Annotated in this window: 11 protein-coding genes; 9 read left to right on the top strand and 2 right to left on the bottom strand. The window is 57.6% G+C overall.

All coding sequences use genetic code 11. From position 1 onward, the window contains the following. Positions 1-7: 7 nt before the first annotated feature. Entirely contained in the window at positions 8-1,621 is a 1,614-nt protein-coding gene (locus tag ACNSOI_RS17140; protein WP_420194613.1) for a diguanylate cyclase, read from the bottom strand. A 195-nt stretch (positions 1,622-1,816) separates the two neighbouring features. On the opposite strand from ACNSOI_RS17140, the gene ACNSOI_RS17135 reads away from it, so the two are divergent. Then, positions 1,817-3,796 (top strand): EAL domain-containing protein, encoded by a 1,980-nt coding sequence (locus tag ACNSOI_RS17135; protein WP_138435831.1) that lies wholly within the window; start codon positions 1,817-1,819, stop codon positions 3,794-3,796. 25 nt (positions 3,797-3,821) lie between these two features. Beyond that, positions 3,822-4,874, top strand: a complete 1,053-nt coding sequence (locus ACNSOI_RS17130; protein ID WP_061330718.1) for a DUF2333 family protein — start codon at positions 3,822-3,824, stop codon at positions 4,872-4,874. Between the two features lie 72 nt (positions 4,875-4,946). Here the strand turns inward: ACNSOI_RS17130 and ppa are convergent, their stop codons facing one another. Next, positions 4,947-5,474, bottom strand: coding sequence for an inorganic diphosphatase (ppa, locus tag ACNSOI_RS17125; protein ID WP_072676227.1), 528 nt, complete (start codon positions 5,472-5,474; stop codon positions 4,947-4,949). Positions 5,475-5,869: 395 nt separating this feature from the next. On the opposite strand from ppa, the gene ACNSOI_RS17120 reads away from it, so the two are divergent. From ACNSOI_RS17120 to ACNSOI_RS17090, 7 genes are all read left to right on the top strand, one after another. Then, on the top strand, positions 5,870-7,927 hold the full coding sequence (locus ACNSOI_RS17120; RefSeq protein WP_286251987.1) for a type VI secretion system Vgr family protein: 2,058 nt from the start codon (positions 5,870-5,872) through the stop codon (positions 7,925-7,927). Next, a complete protein-coding gene (locus tag ACNSOI_RS17115; protein ID WP_420194612.1) occupies positions 7,924-8,463 on the top strand; it encodes a DUF4123 domain-containing protein in 540 nt (179 codons plus the stop codon). The genes ACNSOI_RS17120 and ACNSOI_RS17115 overlap by 4 nt, the downstream gene beginning before the upstream one ends. Next, entirely contained in the window at positions 8,463-8,753 is a 291-nt protein-coding gene (locus ACNSOI_RS17110; RefSeq protein ID WP_286251983.1) for a PAAR domain-containing protein, read from the top strand. Before ACNSOI_RS17115 ends, ACNSOI_RS17110 begins: the two co-directional genes overlap by 1 nt. Next, positions 8,753-9,112, top strand: a complete 360-nt coding sequence (locus tag ACNSOI_RS17105; RefSeq protein WP_286251980.1) for a hypothetical protein — start codon at positions 8,753-8,755, stop codon at positions 9,110-9,112. The genes ACNSOI_RS17110 and ACNSOI_RS17105 overlap by 1 nt, the downstream gene beginning before the upstream one ends. Before the next feature lie 113 nt (positions 9,113-9,225). Continuing rightward, a complete protein-coding gene (locus ACNSOI_RS17100) occupies positions 9,226-10,854 on the top strand; it encodes a hypothetical protein (protein ID WP_286251978.1) in 1,629 nt (542 codons plus the stop codon). Positions 10,855-10,923: 69 nt separating this feature from the next. Continuing rightward, positions 10,924-11,910, top strand: a complete 987-nt coding sequence (locus ACNSOI_RS17095; protein ID WP_420194611.1) for a hypothetical protein — start codon at positions 10,924-10,926, stop codon at positions 11,908-11,910. A 41-nt stretch (positions 11,911-11,951) separates the two neighbouring features. Beyond that, positions 11,952-12,188 carry a hypothetical protein gene (locus ACNSOI_RS17090; protein WP_286251974.1) on the top strand — a complete coding sequence of 79 codons (237 nt, stop codon included), beginning with the start codon at positions 11,952-11,954 and terminating at the stop codon, positions 12,186-12,188. Positions 12,189-12,195: the final 7 nt, after the last annotated feature.

Here is a 12,195-nt window from a genome sequence, read left to right as displayed (position 1 = left end):
CCGGGGTTTAGTCTTCTGCAGTGGTAACGCAGTTGCGACCATGTTCCTTGGACGTGTAAAGCGCCCGGTCTGCGCGCTCGCACAGGGACTGGGCGCTGTCACCCTGCCAGGCGGAGATGCCGCAACTGAAGGTGACGTTGAATTCCCGGTCGCCGGCCGGCTGTACCAACTCGGAGAAGCGCTCGCGGATTTCATTCAACACGTTGCGGGCGTCACCGGGCCGTGTGTTGGGCAGAATGATCGCAAATTCCTCACCACCATAACGACCGATGTGATCGGATTTTCGCAGTCGCTGCTTGAGAAACATCGACAGGCTTCGCAGCACCCGGTCGCCAATGGGATGGCCAAAGGTGTCGTTTACCTTTTTGAAGTAATCGATGTCGAGCATAGCGAAACACAGGGATTGGTCTTTCTGCCGGGCCCGCACGATTTCCTGCTCCAGCAGATGCAGGGTATGGGTGTGGTTATACAGTCCGGTGAGGCTGTCGCGAATCATCAGTGCCAGCAATGACCGGGCCCGGCGGCCACGGTTGTGCAGGGTGGCAATCAGGTGTTTGGGGTCGATGGGCTTGGTCAGGAAGTCGTCGCCCCCCAGGCTCATGGCGTGCAGCTGCTTGCTGACGTCTTCTTCCGCGGACAGGTAAATGATGGGAACGCTGTGGAAGCGATCCTGCTGACGGATCACCCGGGCGATCTCCATACCAGTGCAGCCGGGCATGTACATGTCCAGAATGATGATTTCCGGCGAAAACTCTTCCAGGGCGTGAATAATCTGCATCGGATCGGTGATGATGTGGGCGGTCATGCCCGCCTTCTTCAGCACCGTTTCCATGTATTTGGCCTGGGCCCGGGAGTCATCCAGAACCAGCACCTTGTAGGGCTCGACCGTATTGCCGTGGGTGTAGGTTTCGATCTTTTCGATCAGCTGCCCGGGGTCCACCGCCGGGTAGAAAAACTCCTCGCCGCCACACCGGGATGCTCGCAGGCGGGTTTCAATGCTGCCGTCTTCATCGCTCATGAAGATGATCGGTATGGGCGTGTCGTGCTGCTCCTGTAGCTGCTCCACAGTGGCAATACCACTGTTGGTGTCGCCGCCAAAGTTGACATCCATGAGGATGGTTTCCGGCTTGCTCAGGGCGCAGGCTTCAATCAGGTCAGAGGCACTGCTGAACGCGGAGGCCCGGAACCCGAAAAATTCCAGCTGGCGGATCAGGCGGGCGGCCATTTCACCGTTGGACAGCGCAATGTAAACCGGTGTGCGTCGGTATTGCTGGGGCGTGTCGGAGGTTTCCTGGTCGGTACGGCGTTGGGTGCAATGGCGCAGAGTCTCGGTGGCATCTTCCAGTTGTCGTGCCTGGTCATCCTCAAGGGGGGAGCTCTGGTGCCAGTGCTCAAGCAGTCCCAGGATGTGCTCCGCAGCGGCGGCATGGCTCTCCATTTCGAACCGTTTGGCATAGCGGACCAGCTTGTCCGTTGCCGAGACCAGCTCATCGCGGTAAGCCGCGGCTTGATCCCTGTCTTCGCGAATCTTCTGCCAGGTATCCAGAACCACCCTGGCCTGGGTGGTCACACGGCGGGCGAAATGCTGCCTGAGTTTTTCTTTCTGGCTTTCGTCGTTCATTGTGCTCCGGCCTGTCTGTTTTCATTTTTTGATGGTCCGATCCGGCAGGACTAACTTTTTAACCTTAGTCCTTTTGCAGAGTCTATAGTGTTTAATGTTGTCGGCGTAGGTTGCGCTATGTAAATGTTTGTCAACTCTGCGGTACAGGTCACAGACACTCATCAAACCAATTATCGGACCGGAGCCCCAGCAGCTATGGCGGGGATGCTTGGAAAGAGAGATCAGCAGCACGGCGTGATTACGCTTCAGGGGCTATTACTGGTGTTTACCGGTGGCTTGCTGGTGCTCATTCTCACGGCGGCGTTCATCACCAGTTTCGGCTATTTTCGGGGCTACGTAGCCGATCAGCTCGGTGATCATGCCCGGGACGGCGCCACGGCCACGGGCTTATCCTTGTCGAATGCCATTGATGGCTCAGATCCGGTGGCCGCTGCGTCGCTGATTGATGCCGTGTTCGACAGCGGCCGGTACTTGTCCGTGGAATACCTTGATCACAGTGACAGCCTGATTGCGGGCAGAAGAATGCCGCTTCAGGGTACTGCCGCTCCTGGCTGGTTTATCCGTTTGACCTCCCTGCCGCGGCCAATGGCTGAGGCCGAAGTCGTGCGTGGCTGGAGCCGTCTGGGCAAGGTTCGTGTGGTCAGTCATCCGGGCCGGGCTTACGACGACCTCTGGCGCATTACCGTGGGCCTGTTGGTGGGAGTGCTGGCCATCGGCGGTGCCGGTTTGGTCGTCCTGCACCTGTTGCTGGGGCGAATACTCAGCCCGCTGAAAGCGTTGGAAGCTCAGGCCAGGGCTTTGGGGCAGCGGGATTTTCGGAAACGGGTCGACATCAAGTCAACCCGGGAACTGAACCAGGTTACCGAAGCCATGAATCAGATGGCGGATGACCTCGGCCAGTTGTTTGAGGGGCAAGGCAAGCTGATCCAGCATTTGCGCAAGGTGAATAACGAAGATCCCGTGACCGGCCTGGCCAGTCGGAGTGCCTTTGATCAGCGACTGCGGGCTGAACTTGAATCCGAGGAAAAGGCTGCCCCGGGCGTGTTGATTATGATCCAGCTCGGCTTTTTCGTTGACTACAACAGGGCCTATGGCCGCAGCGAGGGCGACCTGCTCCTGAAGCAGATTGCAGGCTGTCTGCAGCGCTTTGTTAAGCGGCACACTGAATCTTTCGCCGGGCGCAGGACCGGGGCCGAATTCGCGGTTTTCCTGCCCGGCGCATCCGCGGCAGATGTCCGGGTATGGGCGGAAGAACTGGTGGCGGAACTTGACGGGCTTTATGCGGATCATGCCGCACCGATGGATACCATCGTGCATGCGGGGCTTGCTGTGACGGCCGAAGGGCTGGGTAGCCGGGACCTGCTGGCAGCTGCCGATGAGGCCTTGGTGGCGGCCCAGCAGCGGGATGAATCCTGCTGCTGGCTGTCCGAAACCGGCCTGGAGAACCACCACAACATGGAAACCTGGCGGGTGATCATCAGCCAGGCGATACGTGACCGCAGTTTGTCGCTGTGGTTGCAGCCCATGGTGCAGGGCGGTGAACAGTCGGTGGTTCACTATCAGGTGTTTTCCCGTATCAACAGTCCTGAAGGGGTTCTCAAGGCAGGTTTGTTTGTACCTGTGGCCGAGCGCCTTGGGCTAATCAAGGACATTGACCGGCTGCTGATCGAGCGGGTTCTGGAACGCCTGGCGAGCCATCCAGGGGAGCGCCTGGCGGTATCCCTGGGGAGTGCGTCTGTTGCTGACCCGGAGTTCCGGAGTGATTTGCTGGCGAGTCTTGGGCAGGCAGGGCCTCTGGTTAGTCGTCTTTGGGTTGGTGTGGCCGAGCAGACCATTCACCATCACCGCAAGGATGTCAGCACACTGGTTCGAGAGCTCGTCCGGCTCGGGGTGCCGGTTCTGGTGGATCGTTTCGGGGTGGGGGGCGTGCCGTTCAGCTACCTGAAGAATCTGCCGTTCCGGGCCATGCGTATCGATAACAGCTTCATCCATAACCTGGACAGCCATGATGAAAATCGTTTCTGGCTGGAGTCCGTGCTGGCCATTGCGCGCAGCCGGGGCGTGAAGGTTTTTGCGACAGGAGTGGAAACGGCAGCAGAATACTCGGTACTCTGTAAACTGGGTATTGATGGAGCCATGGGATACCATCTTGGCAGGCCATTTGCCGCTGATTGACAACTGACGGGAGACTTGCAGCCTTATGCCGGGCAAAATCACACAGTACTTCAGGGACAAGAAAGACGATATGCAGGATTACACCGGAGGCAACGGTGTCATTGGCAAGTTTGTTCTGGCGATCCTGTTGGTATATCTGCTTGTAACCACCATTCTTGGTATGTACTGGAGCAGTGAGCCAGATACCTTTTCTGTGCGAGAGCACACCCGTGCCCTCGCCAGTGACATGGGCCGGGAGCCGGTGACCGGTTTTGCCACCACGGCCACGATGATCAAGATTGCCGAAACCTTGCTGGACAAACCCGGTGGCTACATTTCCAACGATATCTTCCCACCCGGGTTGTGGATGGACAACATGCCCAACTGGGAGTTTGGTGTGCTGGTGCAGTTGCGGGATCTGTCCAGAGCTATGCGTAAGGACATCAGCCGCTCCCAGAGCCAGTCTGCTGAAGACGCGGACCTGATCATCGCCGAACCGCAGTTTCATTTTGACAGCGGTAGCTGGGCCATTCCCTCCACGGAGCGGGAGTACCGCCGGGGCATCAATGCGCTGAAACGGTACCTGGACCGGCTGTCTCACCCGGAGCAGCCTAACGCTCAGTTCTTTGCCCGTGCTGACAACCTCAATAACTGGCTGGCAGACCTTGAAACCCGGTTGGGCAGCCTGTCACGAACGCTCAGCGAGAGTGTTGGGAAAGCCTCGGTTTCGGAAGCTCTGGCTAACCTGAACCCGGATGATCCGCTGGCGGAAGACACCGGTGGTGATGACGTGAAAACGCCCTGGACCAAAATTGATGACGTTTTCTATGAGGCCCGGGGCAGCGCCTGGGCATTGCTGCACATCTTCAAGGCCATTGAGGTGGATTTCCGCAAGGTGTTGCAGGACAAGAATGCCATGGCCAGCGTGAAGCAGATCATTATTGAGCTTGAGGGCACGCAACAGCCCATGTGGAGCCCGGTGATTCTGAACGGCAGCGGCTTCGGGGTGCTGGCGAATCACTCACTCACCATGGCGGCCTATCTGTCGCGGGCGAACGCGGCCATCAGTGATATGCGGGATCTGCTGTCCAGGGGCTAAGAGTCCGGATCTCGCGCACAAAAAAGCCGGGCAGTCGTGATGACTGCCCGGCTTTTTTTACCCGAAGTGCGATCAGCCTTTGTAGGCGTTAACCGCATCTTCAATGGCTTTTTTGGCTTCGGCGGCGTTGCCCCAGCCCTGTACCTTCACCCACTTGCCGGGTTCCAGTGTCTTGTAGTTCTCGAAGAAGTGACGGATCTGGTTGCGCAGCAGCTCCGGCAGGTCGTCGATCTCTTTGACATCGTGGTAGGTGGTGGTCAGCTTGTCGTGGGGTACCGCAACCAGCTTGGCATCACCACCGGCCTCGTCTTCCATGTTCAGCACGCCTACCGGGCGACAGCGAATAACGCAGCCGGCCTGAATGGGGTAAGGGGTAACAACCAGCACATCGATGGGATCGCCGTCATCAGCCAGGGTGTGGGGGATGAAACCGTAGTTGGCCGGGTAGAACATGGGGGTGGCCATGAACCGGTCAACCAGCAGGGCGCCCATGTCTTTGTCCAGCTCGTACTTGACCGGGGAGCTGTTAGCCGGGATCTCGATGGCTACGTAGATGTCTTCTGGCGGGTTCTTGCCAGCGGGGATGTTGTCGAATTGCATGTGCGATCCTTCCTGCTACGTTGAGGTGCGTTTAACTGCGTTCAAAAAGTGGGCGTAATTATACGGGACAATGGTGTGGACCGAAACTAAACGTTGGTCTGTAAGCTTTCGCAACAGGTTGCCGCTGGCTCGGGGCTTTGGTAGTTTTCGGTATAGAAGTGGTGAAATTTCATCCATTCTCAAGGGATATGAGAGACAATGGAACAAAGGAATGGTCGGGTGATTGATCTAACGGCTTGCCAGGTTTGGCACGAAAGCGGGCTCTCGATAACGTTTGAGGGTAATCCGGGCTCTTCTCACTTCGGCGTCTCCCCTTGCCGCCCCGAACGCCTTTCCTCCCAATTCCCCTGATACTCAATGATCGAGTGTTGATCCACTGACATAGGACGTTGCATATGCTGGGTTCCACAGGCTTACAGTTCACCATAAGCGTTGGTGAACTGCCCGACGACACTTTCAGTGTGTATGAGTTCGATATTACTGAAGCTCTTTCAGAGGTATTTACCCTTGACCTTACAGCCTTCAGTAAGGCCAGTCACATTGCGCCATCGGAGGTATTGGAGCAAGAGATAATCCTTCGGATATACCAGGATGAGCAGTTGCTGAGGCAGTTCAGAGGTGTGGTGGCCGAGTTTTCCCGTGGTACAGCGGGCAACCACCGAACCCGGTACGAGATGATCGTTAGGCCTCCACTCTGGCGCCTCGGCATAGGCCGGAACAGCCGGATATTCCAACATAAAGATACCGAAGTCATTGTCCGGGAGTTGCTGGAGGAATACGCGGTAGTAGGCACACGTTTCGACCTGAACCGGAAACCGGAAGAGCGTGAGTACTGCGTGCAATACCGAGAGTCAGATCTCGCCTTCCTGAAACGGTTGGCGGCTGAAGAAGGTTGGCACTTCAGGGTGGAGCATGGCAGGCAGAGTTCTGAGTTTATCGTCGCAGATCATTATCGGGATTCATTGAAACTGGAAAATGCCCCATACAATGCCACGGCTGGAGGGAGCAGTCGGCAAAGCTGTGTATACCGGTTCGATACCACCGAGCGAGTGGGTGTTGCCGGGGTTACCATGAAAGACTACACCTTCCGCAACCCCGCCTATGGGCTCGACCATGTGGAAATGGCGTCAGACCTGCAGCACCAACGGCCAGACTACGAACACTACGATTATCCTGGTCGGTACAAGCAGGACGCCAGCGGCGAGCCCTTCGCCCGTGCACGGCTTGATAGCCTCCGGCAGGGCGCAAGCACCGCCAGCGGAGAAAGTAATCGGGCTGATTTTACAGCCGGGGCTCGTTTTCAGTTGGAGGGCCATTTTGATGACGTCGCCAATAGTGAATGGTTGTTGATTAGCGTGACGCATCATGGTGTACAGCCTCAGGTGCTGGAGGAGGAAGCAGGAGGGGAGCCCACTACCTACGGTAATGGGTTCACCGCTATACCGGCAACGGTAAATTGGCGACCACGGAACGACCGTTGCCGCCCGGTAATGGATGGCCCTCAAATAGCCCGAGTGACCGGTCCGGCCGGGGAAGAAATCTATTGCGACGACCACGGCAGGGTCAAGGTATGGTTCCCCTGGGACCGCTATGGCACGGACGATGAACACAGCAGCGCCTGGTTACGAGTCAGCCAGGGGTGGGCCGGCGGCCAGTATGGCTTCATGGCGCTACCCCGTGTAGGCCACGAGGTGATTGTCAGCTTCCTGGACGGTGATCCAGACCAACCCATCATCACCGGCCGGACATACCATGCGACCAACACGCCACCCTATACCCTGCCCACAAACCGAACCAGAACCGTGCTCAGGACGCAGACCCACCAGGGTGGCGGCTACAACGAATTAAGTTTTGAAGACGAAAAGGAAAAACAACTGGTTTATCTTCGGGCGCAGAAAGACCATGAGTTGGAGATCTACAACGACCAGAAGTACTCCGTCGGCAACGATCGTGAAAAACACATCGGCAACGACCAGCGCCTTAACGTAACCCGGGACGAACAGGTCGACATTGGCCGCGACCAGAAGGCCTCCATCGGGCAGGATCAGACCCTGGAGGTTGGCCGTGACCGGTTTACCAACATTGGCCGCCACTATCGCCTGGAAGTGGCCGATCGTCGCCACGAGTTCAGCCGCGCCAATCATGATCTGGAAGTGGGTGGACACTACACCCAGAAAGTGCAGGGCAAGGTACTGGTAGAGGCCGGCGAAAGCGCGCTGATCCATACACGGAACCTGACGCTCACCGGCAGCGAAAGCGTGGTTATCCAGGGCCCGGGGGGCAAGATCACCATTGGCTCAGGTGGCGTGACCATTGATTCACCGTCCATCAAGCTGAACGGGCCGGTGGCGGTCTCAACCGGCGCGGTCTCGCAGATCAAAACCCTGGAAAGCGCGGCTCGGGAGGGAACGCCGCTGGTTGATATCTGCTCCGCGTGTGGAGACGGTGCATGAGTAACGCCAAGCGACAGCATGCGCTGGTCTGCCGGGGCGTGCAGTGGTTGATACTGGACGCCGCCGCCTGTCCCGAACCCCTGTGGTTTGCCCGTGGTGCTGGCTTGGATACCCTTTCCCTGTTCCGCCAGCAGGACGAAGAGCTCGCCGACAGCGGCCCCTGGCTCATTGCAGTTGACGGAGAACCCGGGGCAATCGATGTGTGTTTGCGGAAAGATCCGCTGGGCCACGCCAGCCTTTGGATTTCGAGCTCCTTTGGCCATAAACATCTGGCGGATGCCTTGCGGTCGCGGTTGTATGCCCGTTTGCCCGGAGGAGAAACAACGCGGTTTCGCTGGTACGACCCGCGAGTACTTAGCCCCTACCTGGAAGATTCGCCGCCTCCTCGCCGCGATGAGTTCCTGGCCCCTTTTGATACGCTGATTCATGCCGATCTCAATCCGTACCAGCACCCATACCACTATCAGCTTTGGCAGCGAAACGAAGCCGGAGACAGTTTCGTGCGTCGTCACCTGTCGTTCATGGAGGAAATCTGATGGGTATTCCCGTTTCATTGAAAGGTCATTACCACATGTGCCCGATGTTCTCGGGTAACACACCCCACGTTGGTGGCGGCATTGCCGAGGGCGATGGGGCCTTTACCGTCAACGGTACGCCGGTTGCCCTGCAGGGCCATAAGTGCAACTGCAAAGTCGGCGGGCCCGACACCCTGAGCCAGGGTACTCCCGGGTTGACCGTGAACGGCGTGCCAGTTGTGTTGCAGGGGAGCGCTACGGCTCACGGCGGTGTTGTGCTTGAAGGTGATCCAGCAGTCACGGTGGCTTGATGATGGCATGGACATTGACTCAGGAAGAGCTTGACCGCATGCCCAGCCAACAGCAACGAGTTCGCCAATATGCGTTGGCGCGCCACCTGTTGGATTTGCCCGATCCACCGGCAGACTGGCCCGAATGCAAGGCGCAACTGGATACAGGCCTGACCCTCGCGGCAGAAGCTGGATTCACGAGCCTGCTGGCGGTCACGCTGCTGCTGGAAGCGTTGCACTACGTGCCTGACGCATTCGAGAATACGGCGGTACAAGGTTATCTACATTCCGGAGCGCTCGAGCAGTTTCGGGCAGAGCGGGTACTGGAATGGGCAAGGGAGCACAAGCAGCACAAGGAGAATGTGGATGAGTTGTCATGAGGATTGCCAATGCCGCCCGGGCGTTGTGGCTCTGGTGTTTGTGCCAGGGATTATGGGTACGAGGTTGAAAAAACCGCAGGAGCGGGAGCTCTGTTTGGGATCCTGCTGCTGGAATGGAATATGAGGGCCCAAGTGGTGCGGCCATCGAAATCAAGAAACAACGCGAACAGGAAATGGCAGAAGCCCAGGCCGACGAAGAAGATGGCGCCTGGGAAGCTATTGGAAAATGGTTCCAGCGCCGCTGGATTGGTGTTAAAGAGCGTGGCGACAGCGTTGTTGAGCGGGGCCGCGCGGCCCGCCGATACGCCGGCGTGATTCCCCGCGTGAGTGACTTCATGTTTGCCGGGCCGGTGAAGCGCAAGCAGTTGTTGGTTAACGACGAAACCAAGAGGGAGGGAGCATCTATTGTTGATCGAAAAGACGACCTGCTGGAGATTGACGAAGGCACCGACGACTATTTCCGCATCTATACCGCTGTACCACCCTCGCAAGTGGAGGAAAAACGCGGTAAGGGCTGGGGCGAGGTTCATTGGGACAGCTACGGCCCTTTCCTGAAGCATCTGGAGAACAAGGGACAGACTCTGTCGCGGCTATACCCGGGGTTGCGCTTTCCGGTATTCGCTGTGGGCTATAACTGGATGCTGAGTAACGAGGCAGCCGGCGAGCGCCTGAAGGAGCGTCTGGCGGAGTTCCGCCAACAGGTAGTGCACGAGGATGAGCGCGGCATAGGGCCGGCAGACGTCAAGTTCCTGGTTATAAGCCACTCCATGGGCGGCTATGCCTCCAGGGCCGGATTTACCATGTCGGGGCTGGAAGGCGAGGTAGAGGCGGTGATCCACGGTGCCATGCCCACCCATGGCAGCCCGGCAACTTACAAGAAATTCCGCGCGGGGGAATCTGGAATGCCAAAGTTCCTGCTGGGCAAGAACGCAGCAGACGTTACAGCCATCCTTGGCTTCTGCCAGGGTGGGCTTGAGTTGTTGCCGAACCAGCTGTACCGCACGGTAGACAACCAGCCGGAATGGCTATATCTCAAGACTGGCGAGCAAGCTCCGGAGGTAGTGGATATCGGGAACGGAGAGGGTGTGTTTGATTTCTATTCCCGGTTTGATGTGTGGTATCGGATGATTCAGCCCGAGTTGTTGGCTCCGGAGAAGGAACCGAGGACACTGGAGGAACGCGAACTGGAATCCTATAAGCGGGCGATGCGGATGAGATTGAGCGCGAATACGGTTTTTCATCAGGGGCTAGCAGACAACTTCCACAACACCACCACACTCGTCTACAGCAACAATGACAACGACCTCTCCTTTGATCGCTGCGTGTGGGAGGGTGACGAGGTTTCCGATGGCAGCCGCGACGAGTGGCAAGTGTACCGCCACGAGAATCACGCCGTCTTTTTCGGCGACGGCACAGTCAGCCTGTACGGGCCGGAGGAAAAGCAGCGGCACGAGGCCGCCTTCGACGAGTGGATGCAGCAAGCCCGGCACGAATACCATCCGCCGCCACCGCCTAGAGCCAACACGGCAGATTACAAACTCAAGCCGGAATCCGCCCCGGGGGACGGCACTGTCCACGCCGGTGCCGGCGACCACCCGCAGGCATCCGGCGGGCTCAAGCGCCTGGCCCTGCCAGCCACGGAGGAGCACCAGACGTTCTTCAACTGCCCCGACGTACGGGACCTGGTCGTGGGCGAGCTGCAAACCCTGCTGCCGGATATACACCGCAAACTGGGAGGCTGAATGGCGCCGGTTATCCGCAACACCCTGATGGGGCTGCTAATACTGACACAGACAACACAAGGAATGGCCATGAACAAGACGGACGTGCGAGAGGAAGAGGCGCCGGAATTCGAGTTTACGGAACACTGCGCCGGTCGCTACCAGTTGGAGTTGCCGGCGGACATGAAGCTAATCGACAGCGGCTACAACGATGAACTGATTATGACGTCGGTGTACCCGCCGGAAGAACAGGTCCACGACACCGCCTACCGGGGTGAGTCGCGTGTAGAGGATTGGCAGGCCCGGGTGGAAGCACAGCGGCAGAAGGAAATTGTTGAAACCGGCTACGTGCATAAAGGGCTGGAAGGTAGTCTCAAAACACTGGTTTACTACGCAGATTATCGCAAGATGCCGGGACTAAGTGAAGATCCGGACGCGTGGCATAGCTTTAAAGCGTTTATGCTCAGAGACTTCCCTGATGTGGAGAAGGCCATTGCAGTAGAGGGGCAGGAAGCAAATGGCAACATTAAACGGGATGAATCCGATTACAAAGCCATCTACCGTGAACGCTTGGCCCGGATGCAGGAACGGGCGGCCCAGGTGGAATACCATCCCTGGCCCCACAAGAAGGCGGGCGTCTGCCTGGACCGGGAGTTCGTGGTGGTGAATACCCTGGCCCCGGAGCGGGAAGGGTATGCCATGGAGTTCTATAATGGCAAACGTTCAAGATTTTTGCTGATGGGTGGCACCTACACGAGCGAAGGCAGGCTGAAAGAGGTGCAGAAGGAAGCCAGCGGCATGCTGGCCTTCCTGGCTTCCAGCAAAATGAAAGTGGCGGGCCGCAAGGGCCGGCTGTTCATCAGCGACGGCAAGTACAGCGAGACGGAGCGGGAGTTTCGGTGGATAGCGACTGATAGCGAGGTAAACAGCTTCAAGAACGGCCACTTTGTTATTGAAGGCGCCATCGAGATGAAGGACTACCCGGAGATGGCACCGATGAAAGGCACGGACGTGATCGTGGGATTGCTCAAGAGTATCCAGGTCCGGCCATACGCCATGCTGGATGTTAAGAGGTAGTTGGTTAGCGCCACATATTATCGTTTTGACAAGGATTGGTTGTGATGCAGTGGTTTATGGTGTTCATTGGAATTGTTTTCGGTTTATTTATTGGCGCTGTGGTGGGCTGGTTCGTCGGATTGACACCGGTGGTCATCGATACGTTTAACAGTCTTTTCTCACTAAAAAGGTCCGGTGATTTTTTTGGTGGCAATCTGAATGCTGTTGTTTTCACACTGCCTGCATTGGCTATTCTGGGCTCAATTGTGGGTGGATACCTAGGATATCGTGCCGGTTGAAAACTGA

The organism is Marinobacter sp. GH_1, assembly GCF_048595985.1.
Classification (GTDB): Bacteria; Pseudomonadota; Gammaproteobacteria; order Pseudomonadales; family Oleiphilaceae; genus Marinobacter; species Marinobacter shengliensis.
This window is presented reverse-complemented; position numbering and strand designations above follow the sequence as displayed.